This is a genomic window from Actinomycetospora chiangmaiensis DSM 45062, from assembly GCF_000379625.1.
Lineage (GTDB): Bacteria > Actinomycetota > Actinomycetes > Mycobacteriales > Pseudonocardiaceae > Actinomycetospora > Actinomycetospora chiangmaiensis.
In genome coordinates, this window is record NZ_KB903243.1 from 135,558 (window position 1) to 150,221 (window position 14,664).

Sequence of the window (14,664 nt, forward strand, 5' to 3'; positions counted from 1 at the left end):
GCACCGTCGGCTGGGAATCTGGATCAACCCTGGAGGGGAGGGCGTTGTGACCGGTCACAACGAACCGTCGTCCGGCGCGCCCCACCGTCCGGTCGCCGCGTGGCTGCGGGCGGAGAAGGACGCCATGTGCGACGCCCTCGTGCACGGCCACCGGACCGTGAACCCGCAGTACCGGACCCTGCCCGTCGAGCAGCTCGAGGGCGACGTCCGGGCGATCACGAACCTCAACCTCGACGTCGTGATCGCCTCGCTCGAGGGTGACGAGGAGGTCCGGCGAGCGGCCGAGCCACGGCTGCGGGAGTCCGCCGCGCGCCGTGCCGAGGAGGGCGTGGCGCTGGGCGCGGCGCTGCGGGCCTACCAGCTGAGCGCCCGGTGGCTCCTCGACGCCGCGGTCGAGGCCGGGGTGGTGGAGGTCGGGACCGCGCCCTGGCACGGCGTCCTCGACGCGATGCTCGATCACCTGTCGTGGGTGACGCCGGTGGTCACCGCCGGCTACCTCGAGGCCGCCGACGGCGACCGGGCGCACGACGCCCGCGGCCGGCAGGCAGCACTGTCGGCACTGCTGGCCGGGGCGTCCGCGGCGACGGCCGCCCGCGTCGGCGAGCTCCGGCTGCCGCCGCGGGTCGTCGTCCTCGCGGTCGTCCTCGCCCCGCACCCCGACGCCCTGGCGGGCGACGAGGTCGACGGGACCGTCGTCGAGCGCCGCAAGGTACGCCGGGTCCGCGGAGAGCTGGAGCGCCAGTTCCCCGGCGACGTCCTCGTCTCGTTGTCGGCGGACTCCGGGATCGTGGTGCTGCCCCTCGCCGCCGAGGACCTCCCCGACGGTCCGGACGTCCCCGAGCCGGTGCTGCGCCGGCTCCGTCACCTCACCCGCGAGCTCGTCGTCGTCGCCGGTGCCGAGCTGCGCGTCGCAGCCGTCACCGGGCGGACCGACGACGTCCGGGGCGCCGCCGAGCTGGCGCGCGAGGTGCTGCGCGTCGCCGGGATCGCCGGGCCGGCCGAGCCGGTCGTCCAGCTGCGCGACGTCGCCGTGGCCTACCAGCTGACCCGTCCCGGGCCGGCCCTCGACGCGCTCGCGTCCCGCCTGGACCGCCTCGACGGGCACCCCGAGCTGGAGAACACCCTCCACAGCTGGCTGCGCCACGACTGCGCCCGCCGCGCCACGGCCGCCGACCTGCACGTGCACCCGAACACCGTGGACCACCGCGTCCGACGGATCGCGGAGATGATCGGACTCGACCTCGGGCGGCCCGGGGACCTCCTCACCGCCCGTGCCGCACTGCTGGCACGGGCCGCGCGGTCACCCGCCGTCCACCACCCGGTCCGCTGACGCCGGCCCGAGGACCGACAGCAGCTGCAGCTTCTCGTGGGTCTCGCTGCCGGGCACCGCGGTGTAGACGAGCAGCAGATGTGACTGGTCGGGGTCGAGCAGCGTCTGGCAGTGGAGGTCGAGCACGCCGACCTCGGGGTGCACCATACGTTTGACGGCGGGCGGGCGGACCCCCACCTCCTGGGTCTCCCACAGCGCACGGAACTCCTCGCTGCGCCCGAGCAGCAGCTCCGCGAGGTGCGCCGCACGCGAGTCGGGACCGCGCAGGCCCACCAGTCCGCGCAGCCCCGAGGCGTAGAGCCGCGACAGCGCGGCGTGGTCCTCGGGCGGGTAGAGCGCCCGGGTCGCCGGGTCGGTGAACCAGCGGTACCCGAGGCTGCGGGCCGGGCCGGTGTGGCGGGTCAGGTCACCGCTGAGCGCCACGCCCAGCGGCGTCTGCCGCAGCGTCTCCCCGAGCTCGGTGACGATCTCGGCGGGAGTGTCGTCGAGCCGGTCGAGGATGCGCAGCAGCCCGGGACCGACGTGGGTGCCGGCCGGCCCGCGGGTGGGCGGGTGGTGCCCGGCCAGCCGGAACAGGTGGTCGCGCTCGTCGAGCGAGAGGTGCAGCCCCTGGGCGATCGAGGCGATCATCTGCTCCGAGGGCTGCGGTCCGCGCTCCCGCTCCAGGCGGGCGTAGTAGTCGGCCGACATGTGGCACAGCGCGGCGACCTCCTCGCGCCGCAGCCCGCTCGTCCGCCGTCGCCGCCCGCGGGGCAGCCCGACGTCGTCGGGTTGCAGCGCCTCCCGCCGACGGCGCAGGAACGTCGCCAGCCCGGCCCGGTCGATCATCGGCCCCGCCTCTCCTCGGTGTCGTCTTCCTACCGCGCGGTCCGGATCCGTAGCCACGGATCACCAGGCCGTGGCTACCGCCCGCACGTCGGAGAACCGTCGTCGGTGTCGCCCCACCGACCCCGAGGAGCACCGCGTGTCCCGCACCCCCGACATCACCGTCCCCGACCTCACCGGCCGCCGCGCCGTCGTCACCGGCGCGAGCGACGGCGTCGGACTCGCGCTCGCCGGCCGGCTCGCCGCCGCCGGCGCCGAGGTCGTCCTGCCCGTCCGGAACCCGGCGAAGGGCCGCGCCGCGCTCGCGACGATCCGCGGCCGCACCCCCGCCGCCGACGTCTCGCTGCGCGAGCTCGACCTGTCCTCGCTCGCCTCGGTCGCCGCACTCGGTGCGACCCTGCGCGAGGAGGGCCGCCCGGTCCACCTGCTCGTCAACAACGCGGGCGTGATGACCCCGCCCGAGCGGCAGACCACCACCGACGGCTTCGAGCTGCAGTTCGGGACGAATCACCTGGGACACGTCGCTCTCGTCGGGCACCTGCTGCCGCTGCTGCAGGCGGGCCGGGCGCGCGTGACGTCCCAGCTCAGCGTGGCCGCGCGCTCGGGCGCCGTGCACTGGGAGGACCTCCAGTGGGAACGCTCCTACGCAGGCGGGCGCGCGTACAGCTCCTCGAAGATCGCGTTCGGGCTGTTCGCGCTCGAACTCGGCCGCCGCAGCGCGGCGCACGGGTGGGGCATCACGAGCACCCTCGCCCATCCCGGCGTCGTCCCGACCAACCTGCTCGCCGCCCGCCCCGAGGTGGGGCGGACCCGGGACACCCCGCAGATCGGACTGATCCGCGCGATGTCCCGGTGGGGCCTGATCGGCACGGTGGAGACCGCCCTGCTCCCGGCGCTGTCCGCGGCGACGTCCCCCACGGCCCGCGACGGCGGGTTCTACGGGCCCGACGGCCTCGGTCACGTCCGCGGCGGCCCCGCCGAGCAGCCGCTCTACCGCCCGCTGCGCAGCCGGGAGGAGGCCGCGCGGGTCTGGGCGGTCTCGCAGGAACTGACGGGGGTGTCGCTCGACGGCGACGGCGCGCGGCCGCCGCGGACCGCCGGGCGGGGCTGAGGGCCGCGTGCGGACGGGGACGGCCCCCTCACCGCAGCAGCGGCGCCACGACCTCCGGCTGCTCGAGCGCCAGGAGCGAGCGGGCGCGCGGGACGAGGTGGAAGCTCGCCGTCGGGATGGCATCGGCCATCGCGCGGGCGTGCTCCGGCTTGGCGCCGTGGTCGTCCTCGCCGACGACGATCTCCACGGGTATCCGCAGCCGGGGCAGGTCCGCGAGGTCGTCCGCCTCGGCCACCCGCGCGAGGCCGTCGGCCCACGATCGGACCGGGGTGCGCTGCACCCGGGTCCGGGCGTACTGCACCGCCGACCCGTTGCGGGCCAGCTGCGCCGGGGTGAACCAGCGGGTGATCGAGATGTCGGCGACGGCGGTGTCCGCGCGGAGGGCCTCGGACAGCGTCGCGAAGAGCGGTGACGGCGAGGACCGGGGCGCGAGCAGGGACAGCCGCCGGGTCCGGTCGGGGTGGTCGAGCGCGAAGCGCTGCCCGACGACGGCCCCGAGGGAGTGCCCGACGACGTGCGCGGTGGGCACCTCGAGCAGGTCGAGCAGCTCCAGGAGGTCCTCGACGAGGCGGGCGGTGCACGGCACGGGCGCGTGGGCCGCGGCTCCGTGACCGGGCAGGTCGTACCGGAGGATGCGGCAATCGCCCCGCAGCTGCATCGCGAGACCGGACCAGTAGTCGAGGTCGAAGGGGGTGGCGTGCACGAGCACCACCACGGGGCCGACGCCCTCGTCGACCACCCGGGTGCGTACTCCACCGAGTACGACCGCTCGCTCGCTCATCACCGAAGATCCCCCGGGCGGCACCCTACTCGACCGGCGTCGCCCCACCGCCCCCCAGATCCAGTTCGAACGAGTAGCGCGACGCTCGGTAGAGGTGCGCGCCGTACTCGACGAGGCGGCCGCGGTCGTCCCAGGCGGTCCGGGTCATCGTCAGCAGCGGCGCCCCGCGCGGCTCGTCGAGCAGCCCCGCCTCGGTCGCGCTGGCCGCCCGGGCCCCGACGACCTGCGTGGCCGCGACCGGCACGCACCCGGCGTCGCGCAGGAGCTGGTAGAGGCCCTTCTCGCGCAGCATCGCCGCGTCGGGCGCGAGCACGTCGCACGGCACGACGTTCGTCATCAGCGCCAGCGGCTCGTCGCCCGCGAAGCGCAACCGCTCCACCGAGGTCACCATCGTGCCCGCCGGGATCCCCGACCGCGTGGCGACGTCCGCCGGCACCGGCCCGACGACGAGGCCGCGCACCTCGGTGCGCGGCGTCCCGCCGTGCCGGGCCAGGTCGTCGAACAGGCTCGTCAGCTCGGCCTTGCGCCGGACCGACGGCGCGACCACCCGCACCCCGGCACCGCGGCGGCGGACCAGCAACCCCTGCTCGACGAGGTGGGACACGGCGCGCCGGACCGTGGGCCGGGAGACGCGCAGCTGCGTCGCGAGCTCCGCCTCGTTCGGCAGCCTCGTTCCCGGGGCGAGATCACCGTCAGCGATCATCTGCTGCAGATGGAGGGCCGCCTGGAAGTAGAGCGGCACCGGGCTGCTCCGGACAGGTGACGCATGACGCGGGTCCATGGTCACTCCCACCCCGGCCTCTCGACACTATGTCCAAACAAAGTATTGACCTGACGAGTGAGGGAGCGTACTCCTATCACCGTGGTCGGGGTCACTCCCCGGAAGTCCCGCTGCCGGACCCCGCCGGCGGCGACGCACAGAGAGAACTGATGCTCGATGAGGAGTATTCGGAGCGTGCTGGCCGTCGCGGCCGCCGCCGCCGTCGCGCTCACCTTCACGGCGTGTTCCAGCCAGGGTGGCGCGCAGAACCAGAACCAGGCGACCGGCCAGCGGTTCACCATCGCGATGGTCACCCACGAGGCACCGGGTGACTCCTTCTGGGACAAGGTCCGGGCGGGCGCGCAGCAGGCGGCCTCCGAGCTCAACGTCGACCTGAAGTACTCGAACAACAACGACGGCGGGCAGCAGGCCACCCTCGTCCAGAACGCCATCGACTCCAAGGTCAACGGCATCGCGGTCACGTTGTCCTACCCCGACCAGGTCGGCCCCGTCGCGCAGAAGGCCGCGCAGGCCGGGATTCCGGTCGTCGGTTTCAACCAGGGCATCGACAACTACCAGAAGTACGGCTTGAAGATGTACTTCGGCTCCGACGAGACCCTCGCCGGACAGAGCGCGGGCCAGCGTCTCGGCCAGCTCAACCCGGGCGGCAAGGCCCTCTGCGTCATCCAGGAGCAGGGCTCGGTAGCCCTCGAGACCCGCTGCGCCGGCGTGAAGAGCGCCTATGCCAACACCGAGAACCTGCAGGTCAACGGCACCGACCTGCCGTCGGTGCAGCAGACCATCCAGGCCAAGCTGGCCCAGGACCCGTCGATCACCGACGTCGTGACCCTCGGCGCCCCGGTCGCCCTCGCTGCCATGCAGGCGAAGCAGGCCGCCGGCAGCCAGGCGAAGATCGTCACGTTCGACCTCAACGCCGACGTGGCCAAGGCGATCCAGTCCAACCAGATCGCGTTCTCGGTCGACCAGCAGCCCTACGTGCAGGGCTACATGGCCGTCCAGGCCCTGTGGCTGAACCTCAGCAACGGCAACGACATCGGCGGCGGCAAGCCCGTGCTCACCGGTCCGTCGTTCGTCGACGCCAGCAACATCGGCCCGATCACGCAGTACGCGGCGAAGAACACCCGCTGATCCACCCGGCGCCGGTCCGCCCCCGCGGACCGGCGCCGGTCCCCTGTCGGCATGAATCCCAGTCCCCTTGGAGCCCAGCGATGAGCACCCCCGTCGCGACCCAGTCCCCTCCCACCCCGAGCAGCCCGGACGGACCGGTCCGCGTGCAGCGCTCGCTGGGCGCCCGCGTCCTCGGCCGCCCGGAGATCGGCGCGTTCGCGGCGGCGGTGGTCATCTTCGTCTTCTTCTTCGTCATCGCCCCGCCGTTCCGCACGGTCGAGGCGCTCTCGACGGTTCTCTACTCCGCCTCCACGATCGGCATCGTCGCCCTCGGCGTCGCCCTGCTGATGATCGGCGGCGAGTTCGACCTGTCCTCGGGCGTCGCGGTCACCACCAGTGCCCTGGCCTCGGCGATGCTCTCCTACCAGCTCTCGCTCAACGTCTGGGTCGGCGTGATCGTCAGCCTGGTCATCTCGCTCGCGATCGGCGCCCTCAACGGCTGGCTGCTGGTCAAGACCAAGCTCCCGAGCTTCCTCATCACGCTCTCGACGTTCTTCGTCCTGCAGGGCGTGAACCTCGGGGTCACCAAGCTCGTCACCGGCACCGTCGCCACCACCAACATCGACCAACTCGACGGGTTCGACTCCGCCAAGGCGATCTTCGCCGGTGACATACCGCTCGGGTTCATGACCGTCAAGGCGTCGGTCGTCTGGTGGCTGGTGTTCGTCGCCGTCGCCAGCTGGATCCTGCTGCGCACCCGGACCGGGAACTGGATCTTCGCGGTCGGCGGCAACCAGGACTCCGCCCGCGCTGTCGGTGTCCCGGTCGCCAAGGTCAAGATCGGCCTGTTCATGGGCGTCGCGTTCATGGCCTGGTTCCTCGGCCAGCACCTGCTGCTGAACTTCTCCACCGTGCAGGCGGGCCTCGGCGTCGGCAACGAGCTGATCTACATCGTCGCCGCGGTCGTCGGCGGCGCGCTGCTCACCGGCGGGTTCGGCTCCGCCATCGGCGCCGCGATCGGCGCCTTCATCTTCGGCATGACCACCCAGGGCATCGTCTACGCCGGCTGGGACCCGAACTGGTTCAAGACCTTCCTCGGCGTGATGCTCCTGCTCGCCGTGCTCGTGAACCTGTACGTCAAGAACTCCGCCTCGAAGCGCACGTAGGGACCCTGATCATGACCGACACGATCGCCGAGCACGCCTCGGCCGACCTGACCGCCGGCACCCCGCTCGTCGCGATGTCCGGCGTGGGCAAGGCCTACGGCGCGATCCGCGCCCTCGAGGGCGTCGACCTCACCGTCCGGGCCGGCGAGGTGACCTGCGTCCTGGGCGACAACGGCGCCGGGAAGTCCACCCTGATCAAGATCATGTCCGGACTGCACCCGCACTCCGAGGGCACCCTGACCGTCGACGGGAAGGAGGTCCGCTTCGGCTCGCCGCGCGAGTCGCTCGACCGCGGCATCGCCACCGTCTACCAGGACCTCGCCGTCGTCTCCCTCATGGAGGTCTGGCGCAACTTCTTCCTCGGCTCGGAACTGCGCAAGGGCAGGTTCCCGCTGGCGCCGCTCGACATCCCGCGGATGCGCGAGATCGCCGACACCGAGCTCAAGAAGATGGGCATCCACGTCAAGGACATCAACCAGCCGATCGGCACGCTCTCGGGCGGTCAGCGCCAGTGCGTCGCGATCGCCCGCGCCGTCTACTTCGGCGCCCGGGTACTGATCCTCGACGAACCCACCGCCGCCCTCGGCGTCAAGCAGTCCGGCGTCGTGCTGAAGTACACCGCCGCCGCCCGCGACGCCGGCCTCGGGGTCGTGTTCATCACCCACAACCCGCACCACGCCTACATGGTCGGCGACCACTTCATCATCCTGAAACTGGGCCGTCGGGTCCTCGACCGCACGCGCGCCGAGGTCTCCCTCGAGGAGCTCACCGGGGAGATGGCGGGCGGTCAGGAACTCGCCGAGCTCTCCCACGAGCTCCAGCGGTGAGTTCCCCCCTGCGTTTCGGCGTCCTCGGCGCCGCCCGCATCGCGGTCGTCGCGCTCGCGGAGCCCGCGACGACGACGGGCGACCGGATGGTCGCCGTCGCCGCCCGGGATCACGGGCGGGCCGAGGCCTTCGCGGCCGAGCACGGCGTCGAACGGGTGCACGACACCTACGACGACGTGCTCGCCGACCCGGAGGTCGAGGTCGTCTACGTCCCGCTCGCCAACGGCCTGCACGGCCGCTGGACCCGGGCGGCGATCGAGGCGGGGAAGCACGTGCTCGTCGAGAAGCCGTTCGCCTCGAACGCGGCGGAGGCCCGCGAGGTCGCCGCGGCCGCACGAGCGGCGGGGGTGGTGGTCGTCGAGGCGTTTCACCACGTGCACCACCCCGTGACCCGCCGCCTCGTCTCGCTGCGGTCCGAGCTCGGCGAGCTGCAGCACGTCGAGACGACGTTCCGCATGCCGGCCCCACCCCAGGACGACCCTCGCTGGTCGTTCGATCTCGCCGGCGGCGCCCTCATGGACCTCGGCTGCTACGCACTCCACCTGCAGCGCCGGTTGGTCGGCTCCGAACCCGTCGTCGTGCACGCCTCCGGGACCGAACGCTCGCCGGCGGTCGACGCATCGATCACCGCGGACCTCGCGTTCCCCTCCGGGGTCACCGGCCGAGCGTCCTGCGACATGGCCGCCGACTCGTGGACGATCACCGCCCGCGTGATCGGCTCACGCGGCGAGGCGACGGCGATGAACGTGGTGCTGCCGCAGTTCGACGACCGGATCGTCGTCCACGTCGACGGGGAGCACCGCACGGAGCATCTCGGCACCCGCTCGACGTACACCTACCAGCTCGAGGCCCTGCGGGCGCACCTGCGCGAGGGCGCCCCCTACCCGCTCGACCTCGACGACGCCGTGGCCCAAGCCGAGCTGATCGACGTGGTCTACGCCGCCGCCGGGTTCGTGCCGCGACCGCGGACCGAGCCGGTACTGCACTGAGGCGCGCCTCCTCGAGAGGTACGAAGGGGCCGTTCGTCACCCTCTTCCGTGACGAACGGCCCGTTCGCGCCGATCAGGGGCGGGCGCACGGCGGCGGCGCCGTCGTCCCGCGCACGACCAGCCGCGGCGCGAGCACGACCTCGCCCACCTCGTCCCGCTCCCCGTCGAGACGCCGGGCCACCAGGTCGAGGGCGTGTTCGACGAGGGCCGGGACGTCCTGGCTGACGGTCGTGAGGTCGACGTGGGCCAGGCGGGAGAGCGGGCTGTCGTCGAACCCGGCGACCGAGACGTCGCCGGGCACCCGCACCCCCGCACGCACGAGGGCGTCGAGCAGGCCGACGGCGGCGCGATCGTTGAACACCGTCACCCCGGTCGCCGCGCCGAGGTCCGCCGCGGCCGCCGCGCCGTCGGCCTCCCCGTGCCCGCCGCGCACCACGCGCGGCTCCAGCCCGGCCGCCGTCATCGCCCGCTCGTAACCGCGGCAGCGATCGGCGGCGATCGTCCCCGGCCCGCCGTCGACGTGGACCACGGCGCGGTGCCCGAGCGCGAGGAGGTGCTCGGTCGCCTCGCGGGCGCCCCGCTCGTCGTCCACCCGGACGCTGTCGACCCCGCTCGCGCGGCCGGTGACGGCCACGAGCGGGACCTGCCCGTCGAGCGCGACGAGCCACTCGCCCGGGCTGGACGTCCCGAGCAGGAGCAGGGCCTCGCACCGGGAGTCGATCAGCGTCTCCACCGCCCGTTCCTCGTCGCGAGCCGGGCTGCGTGCACCGATGAGCAGGTCGAAGCCGCGCCGGGCGGACGCGGCGAGCAGCTCCTCGACCAGCTCGGAGTGGAACGTCGAGCGCACGTCGGTGACGACGCCGAGCATCCCGGACCGACGGCGGGCCAGGAGGCTGGCCGCCCGGTCGGGCCGGTAGCCGAGCTCCTCGGCCGCCGCGAGCACCCGCACCCGCGTCGCCTCGCTGGGCCCCGGCGCGCCGCGGAGGACGAGCGACACCGAGGCGGTGGAGCACCCGGCGGCCGTGGCGACGTCGGCCAGTCGAGGACGAGACATGCCGGGGCACTCCGCATCTTTGTCTTGACATGAAATCCCGTGAGCACGGACACTCATCGTGCACCTTAAAGCGCTTTAAAGGCTCCCGGAAGGAGTCCGACGATGACGTCGATCGCGGCCCCGATGTGGCTCGACCCGGCCGATGCCCACGTCGAGGACCTGCGCGCCCACGTCGAGCGGGGCACCGACCCGGCCGCGCACCCCCGGGCCGCGGAGATCCGCGAGGGCGTGCCGGTCTACGACGTGGCGACCCTCCTCGCCGACGAGCGCCACGGCGTGCAGGCCGAACTCGTCGCGACCCTGCTCGACGGGGCGGGCATCGTCGTCCTCGCCGGCGCATTCGCCGGCCCGGTGCTCGAGGCGGCCACCGCCGAGTTCCGCGCGATGATCGCCGAGCAGCGCGCCTCCGGCGCCGTCGCGGGCGATCACTTCGCGAAGCCCGGCGCCAACGACCGCATCTGGAACGCCGCGGAGAAGCTCGCCCGCCGCGCTCCCGAGGTGTTCGCCGCGTACTACGCGAACCCCGCGCTCGCGCTGGTCTGCGAGGCCTGGCTCGGCCCCGGCTACCAGGTGACCTCGCAGGTCAACCAGGTCAACCCCGGTGGGGCCGCCCAGAGCCCCCACCGCGACTACCACCTCGGCTTCATGGACGCGGCCGGCGCCACCCGCTACCCCGCCCACGTCCATCGCCTCTCCCCCGCGCTCACGCTGCAGGGCGCCGTGGCGCACGGCGACATGCCCGTCGAGTCAGGCCCGACGATGTACCTGCCGGGCTCGCAGACCTACCCGCACGGCTACCTCGTCGCCGACCGCGAGGACTTCCGCGCCTACTTCGCCGAGCACCACGTGCAGCTGCCGCTCTCCGCCGGCGACGCGGTGTTCTTCAACCCCGCCCTGCTCCACGGCGCCGGCCACAACCGCACGGCCGACGTCCACCGCCTCGCCAACCTCCTCCAGATCTCGTCGGCCTTCGGCCGGGCGATGGAGAGCTGCGACCGCGCCGCGATGGCCCGCGCGGTCTTCCCCGCGCTCTTCTCCCTGCCCGACGACGGCGCGCTGGAGAATGCCGTCGCCGCGACCGCCGAGGGCTACGCGTTCCCGACCGACCTCGACGCGGACCCGCCGGTCGACGGCCTCGCGCCGCCCTCGCCGGCGGACGTCCTGCTGCGGGCCGTGCGCGAACGGTGGTCGGCCGCGCAGCTGGACGAGGTCCTGGCCGGTCAGACGTCCCGACGCCGGGGCGTGGTCACGTGAGCGGGCTGCTCGCGGACCGCGTGGTGCTCGTGGTCGGCGGCACCTCCGGCGTCGGCGCGGCGACCGCCCGGGTCGCCCGGCGGGAGGGAGCGACGGTGGCCGTCGCGGGCCGTCGTCGGGAACACGGGGAGAAGGTCGCGGCGGACCTGGGCGCACTGTTCGTGTCCTGCGACGTCGCCGACGTCGAGGCGTGCCGTACGGCGGTGTCGACGGTCCTCGCCGAGTTCGGACGGGTCGACGGCCTGGTGAACGCGGCCGGGCTGACCGACCGCGGCTCGTTGCTCGACACTTCCCCGGAGCTGTTCGACGCGCACGTGGCGGTCAACCTGCGCGGCCCGTTCTTCCTCATGCAGGCCGTCGTGGCGGACCTGGTCCGGCGCGGCGAGCCGGGCTCGATCGTGAACATCGGGTCCGAGGCGGCCCGCGGCGGGGCGCCGGAGCTCAGCCCCTACGCGGCGACCAGGGGCGGCCTCGCGACGCTCACCCGCAACGCCGCGCACGCGCACCGGTTCGACCGGATCCGGATCAACCAGCTCGACATCGGCTGGACCGCCACCGAGGGCGAGGACGCGACCCAGCGGCGGTTCCACGGCGCGGACGACGACTGGCGCGCGCGGGCCGGGGCCGACCTGCCCGCCGGTCGCCTGGCCGACCCCGAGGACGCCGCCGAGATGGTCGTCCTCCTGCTCTCCGACCGGTCCGGGGTGGTCACCGGCTCGGTCATCGACTGGGACCAGCAGGTCCCCGGCGCCCACGACGGAAAGGCACTGCAGTGAAGATCGGACTCATCGGCCTCGGGCGCATCGGGGCCTTCCACGCGCACACGCTGCGCGGGATCGTCGACGGGCTCGTGGTCACCGACGCGCGCGCCGACGTGACCGCCGCCGTCGCGGCCGAGGTGGGCGCCACCGCGGTCGCGACCCCGGAGGACGTGTTCGCCGCGGGCGTCGACGGCGTCGTCATCGCCGCGGCGACGCCGGCCCACCCGGAGCTGCTGCTCGCCGCGGTCGACGCCGGGCTCCCCGCCTTCTGCGAGAAGCCGCTCGCCGGTCGCATCGACGACGCGCTCGACGTCGCCGCGAAGCTCGCGGGCCGCGACGAGCGCGTGCAGATCGGCTACCCGCGGCGCTTCGACGCCGGCTACATCGCGGCGCGGGCGGCCGTGCAGGACGGCGCGCTCGGTCGCGTCCACACCGTCCGCGCGACCACGCTGGACCCGGCGCCGCCGCCCCTGGACTACGTCCGCATCTCCGGTGGCATCTTCCGCGACTGCTCGGTGCACGACTTCGACGCCCTCCGCTGGGTGACCGGCCGTGAGGTCGTCGAGGTGTTCGCCTCCGGCGACACGGCGGGCGACCCGGTGTTCGCCGAGGTCGGGGACGTCTCGACGTCGGCCGCGCTGCTCACGCTCGACGACGGATCGCACGCGCTGGTCTCCAACACCCGCTACAACCCGCGCGGCTACGACGTGCGGATGGAGCTGCACGGCGACCGCGACTCGCTCGCCGTCGGGCTCGACGACGGGCTGCCGCTGCGCTCGGCCGAGCCCGGCGTCGCGTTCCCGGCGGGAACGCCGCACGGGTTCTTCATGGATCGCCTCGCGCCCGCGTTCCGGGCGGAGCTGAGCGCCTTCACCGAGCTGGTGGCAGGGACGCGGTCGACGCCGTGCTCCGTCGCCGACGCCATGGCCGCGAACTGGATCGCCGAGGCCGCCACCCTGTCCCTGCACGAGCACCGTCCGGTGCGGATCGACGAGGTCACCCGATGAACAGCCCCAAGATCGCCGGCGCTCCGATCTCCTGGGGCGTGTGCGAGGTCCCCGGCTGGGGCTACCAGCTCGAGCCCAAGCGTGTGCTCACCGAGATGCGCGAGGTCGGACTCGCGGCCACCGAGTTCGGGCCCGACGGGTTCCTGCCCGCCGACGCCGCCGCGAAGGCCGCGACGCTCGCGGAGTACGACCTGCACGCCGTCGGCGGTTTCACCCCGACGCTGCTGCACGTGCCGGACCACGACCCGCTGCCCGGCGTCGTCGACCTGCTCGCGAGCTACGACGCCGCGCGCGCCGGCACGCTCGTGCTCTCCGCCGACTCCGGCGGCGCCGGCTACGACTCGCGCCCCGAGCTCGACGCGGCCGGCTGGTCGCTGCTGCTCGGCAACCTCGACCGGATCGCGGAGTACGCCCGGACACGCGGCGTCGAGGCGGTGCTGCACCCGCACGTCGGGACGATGGTCGAGAACACCGACGACGTGCAGCGCGTGCTCGCGGGCTCGTCGATCGGGCTGTGCCTGGACACCGGGCACCTGCTCATCGGTGGCACCGACCCGGCCGACATCACCCGCCAGGCGCCGGAGCGCGTGGCGCACACCCACCTCAAGGACGTCGACCTGGGGCTGGCCCGGCAGGTGCAGGACGGCCGGCTGACCTACACCGAGGCGGTCTCGCGGGGGATGTACCGGCCGCTCGGGTCCGGCGACGTGAACCTGACGGCGGTGCTGCGCGACCTGGCCGCCCGCGGCTACGACGGCTGGTACGTGCTGGAGCAGGACACGATCCTGTCCGAGGAACCGTCCGGTGTCGGACCGGTCGCCGACGTCGCGGCGTCCGTCGAGCACCTGCGGTCGGTGCTGGCATGAGCGTCACGCTGGCCGCCTGCGCGGAGATGCTGTTCGTGGACCTGCCGTTCGCCGACCGCGTCCGGCGGCTCCACGAGCGCGGGTTCGAGATCGAGATCTGGAACTGGGCGACGAAGGACGTCGACGACCTGACGGCCACGGGGGCGCGGTACTCCTCGATGACCGGCTACCTGACCGGTTCGCTCACCGACCCCGACGGCATCGCCGAACTGCTCGCCTCGGCCCGCCGCTCGCTCGAGGTCGCGGCGAAGCTCGACTGCCCGCGCCTGAACCTGCACGGCACCGGCCTCGACGGGCAGGGCCTGCCGGTGGTGCCGGTGGAGGTCGTGACGCCGCGGATGTGGCTGACGGCGGCCGACACGCTACGCCGGGTCGCGGAGCTCGGCGCCGAGGCCGGCCGGGTGTTCACGCTCGAGAACCTCAACCTCGACGTCGACCACCCCGGGGTGCCGTTCGCGAGGGCCGCGGACACGCTCGAGCTGGTGCGGGCGGTCGGATCCCGGAACGTGCGGATGAACCTCGACCTCTACCACGCGCAGATCGGCGAGGGGAACCTCATCGCCCTGCTCGACGAGGCGCTGCCGTTCGTGGGCGAGATCCAGGTGGCGGACGTGCCGGGGCGCTGCGAGCCGGGCACCGGGGAGATCCACTACCCGGCGATCGCCCGGGCCCTCGCCGACCGGGGCTACACCGGCGTGGTCGGACTCGAGGGGTGGGCGAGCGGCGACCCCGATGCGGCGCTGGACGCGTTCGAGGCGGCATTCAGGGTCTGATCCCCGCCACGCACCGAGGCCCGCCGACTCCG

At 73.7% G+C, this 14,664-nt stretch carries 15 protein-coding genes; 11 read left to right on the forward strand and 4 right to left on the reverse strand.

The window, feature by feature from the left end; all coding sequences use genetic code 11:
- Positions 1-46: 46 nt before the first annotated feature.
- Entirely contained in the window at positions 47-1,330 is a 1,284-nt protein-coding gene (locus A3CO_RS33375; RefSeq protein ID WP_018334041.1) for a PucR family transcriptional regulator, read from the forward strand.
- Here the strand turns inward: A3CO_RS33375 and A3CO_RS0120095 are convergent.
- Positions 1,301-2,158 (reverse strand): helix-turn-helix transcriptional regulator, encoded by an 858-nt coding sequence (locus tag A3CO_RS0120095; RefSeq protein WP_018334042.1) that lies wholly within the window; start codon positions 2,156-2,158, stop codon positions 1,301-1,303. The two genes, A3CO_RS33375 and A3CO_RS0120095, sit on opposite strands and share 30 nt — an antisense overlap.
- Before the next feature lie 136 nt (positions 2,159-2,294).
- Here A3CO_RS0120095 and A3CO_RS0120100 point away from each other — a divergent pair, with 136 nt between their 5' ends.
- The gene (locus A3CO_RS0120100; protein ID WP_018334043.1) at positions 2,295-3,266 is read left to right on the forward strand and encodes an SDR family oxidoreductase; all 972 of its coding nucleotides are present in this window, start codon (positions 2,295-2,297) and stop codon (positions 3,264-3,266) included.
- Between the two features lie 28 nt (positions 3,267-3,294).
- Here the strand turns inward: A3CO_RS0120100 and A3CO_RS33380 are convergent, their stop codons facing one another.
- Together A3CO_RS33380 and A3CO_RS0120110 are read right to left on the reverse strand one after the other, a co-directional pair.
- A complete protein-coding gene (locus tag A3CO_RS33380; protein ID WP_084682087.1) occupies positions 3,295-4,047 on the reverse strand; it encodes an alpha/beta fold hydrolase in 753 nt (250 codons plus the stop codon).
- A 25-nt stretch (positions 4,048-4,072) separates the two neighbouring features.
- Entirely contained in the window at positions 4,073-4,789 is a 717-nt protein-coding gene (locus A3CO_RS0120110; protein ID WP_018334045.1) for a GntR family transcriptional regulator, read from the reverse strand.
- A gap of 213 nt (positions 4,790-5,002) precedes the next feature.
- Here A3CO_RS0120110 and A3CO_RS0120115 point away from each other — a divergent pair, with 213 nt between their 5' ends.
- The 4 genes from A3CO_RS0120115 to A3CO_RS0120130 all read left to right on the forward strand — a co-directional run bounded on the left by A3CO_RS0120115 (position 5,003) and on the right by A3CO_RS0120130 (position 8,917).
- Positions 5,003-5,956, forward strand: a complete 954-nt coding sequence (locus tag A3CO_RS0120115; RefSeq protein WP_018334046.1) for a substrate-binding domain-containing protein — start codon at positions 5,003-5,005, stop codon at positions 5,954-5,956.
- An 80-nt stretch (positions 5,957-6,036) separates the two neighbouring features.
- Positions 6,037-7,101 (forward strand): ABC transporter permease, encoded by a 1,065-nt coding sequence (locus tag A3CO_RS0120120; protein ID WP_018334047.1) that lies wholly within the window; start codon positions 6,037-6,039, stop codon positions 7,099-7,101.
- A gap of 11 nt (positions 7,102-7,112) precedes the next feature.
- Entirely contained in the window at positions 7,113-7,928 is an 816-nt protein-coding gene (locus A3CO_RS0120125; protein ID WP_018334048.1) for an ATP-binding cassette domain-containing protein, read from the forward strand.
- Positions 7,925-8,917 carry a Gfo/Idh/MocA family protein gene (locus A3CO_RS0120130; RefSeq protein WP_018334049.1) on the forward strand — a complete coding sequence of 331 codons (993 nt, stop codon included), beginning with the start codon at positions 7,925-7,927 and terminating at the stop codon, positions 8,915-8,917. The genes A3CO_RS0120125 and A3CO_RS0120130 overlap by 4 nt, the downstream gene beginning before the upstream one ends.
- 73 nt (positions 8,918-8,990) lie before the next feature.
- Here A3CO_RS0120130 and A3CO_RS0120135 read toward each other — a convergent pair whose 3' ends face one another.
- Positions 8,991-9,971, reverse strand: coding sequence for a LacI family DNA-binding transcriptional regulator (locus A3CO_RS0120135; RefSeq protein WP_033414718.1), 981 nt, complete (start codon positions 9,969-9,971; stop codon positions 8,991-8,993).
- A gap of 102 nt (positions 9,972-10,073) precedes the next feature.
- Between A3CO_RS0120135 and A3CO_RS0120140 the strand changes: the two genes are divergently transcribed.
- From A3CO_RS0120140 to A3CO_RS0120160, 5 genes are read left to right on the forward strand one after another with little or no spacing between them, the layout of a single operon-like run.
- Positions 10,074-11,225, forward strand: a complete 1,152-nt coding sequence (locus A3CO_RS0120140) for a phytanoyl-CoA dioxygenase family protein (protein WP_018334051.1) — start codon at positions 10,074-10,076, stop codon at positions 11,223-11,225.
- Positions 11,222-12,001: an SDR family oxidoreductase gene (locus A3CO_RS0120145; RefSeq protein ID WP_018334052.1), complete on the forward strand. Its 780-nt coding sequence runs from the start codon at positions 11,222-11,224 to the stop codon at positions 11,999-12,001. Before A3CO_RS0120140 ends, A3CO_RS0120145 begins: the two co-directional genes overlap by 4 nt.
- Entirely contained in the window at positions 11,998-12,993 is a 996-nt protein-coding gene (locus A3CO_RS0120150) for a Gfo/Idh/MocA family protein (protein ID WP_018334053.1), read from the forward strand. Before A3CO_RS0120145 ends, A3CO_RS0120150 begins: the two co-directional genes overlap by 4 nt.
- Complete coding sequence (locus tag A3CO_RS0120155) at positions 12,990-13,859, forward strand: sugar phosphate isomerase/epimerase family protein (RefSeq protein ID WP_018334054.1); 870 nt, start codon at positions 12,990-12,992, stop codon at positions 13,857-13,859. The genes A3CO_RS0120150 and A3CO_RS0120155 overlap by 4 nt, the downstream gene beginning before the upstream one ends.
- Positions 13,856-14,632, forward strand: coding sequence for a TIM barrel protein (locus tag A3CO_RS0120160; RefSeq protein ID WP_018334055.1), 777 nt, complete (start codon positions 13,856-13,858; stop codon positions 14,630-14,632). Before A3CO_RS0120155 ends, A3CO_RS0120160 begins: the two co-directional genes overlap by 4 nt.
- The last annotated feature ends 32 nt before the right edge of the window (positions 14,633-14,664 follow it).

Excerpts from the sequence above, each read along its gene's own strand:
- A3CO_RS0120140 (WP_018334051.1), top strand. The coding sequence starts at position 10,074 with ATGACGTCGATCGCGGCCCCGATGTGGCTCGACCCGGCCGATGCCCAC.
- A3CO_RS0120095 (WP_018334042.1), bottom strand. The coding sequence starts at position 2,158 with ATGATCGACCGGGCCGGGCTGGCGACGTTCCTGCGCCGTCGGCGGGAG.
- A3CO_RS0120120 (WP_018334047.1), top strand. The coding sequence starts at position 6,037 with ATGAGCACCCCCGTCGCGACCCAGTCCCCTCCCACCCCGAGCAGCCCG.
- A3CO_RS33380 (WP_084682087.1), bottom strand. The coding sequence starts at position 4,047 with ATGAGCGAGCGAGCGGTCGTACTCGGTGGAGTACGCACCCGGGTGGTC.
- A3CO_RS0120125 (WP_018334048.1), top strand. The coding sequence starts at position 7,113 with ATGACCGACACGATCGCCGAGCACGCCTCGGCCGACCTGACCGCCGGC.
- A3CO_RS0120135 (WP_033414718.1), bottom strand. The coding sequence starts at position 9,971 with ATGTCTCGTCCTCGACTGGCCGACGTCGCCACGGCCGCCGGGTGCTCC.
- A3CO_RS0120155 (WP_018334054.1), top strand. The coding sequence starts at position 12,990 with ATGAACAGCCCCAAGATCGCCGGCGCTCCGATCTCCTGGGGCGTGTGC.
- A3CO_RS0120160 (WP_018334055.1), top strand. The coding sequence starts at position 13,856 with ATGAGCGTCACGCTGGCCGCCTGCGCGGAGATGCTGTTCGTGGACCTG.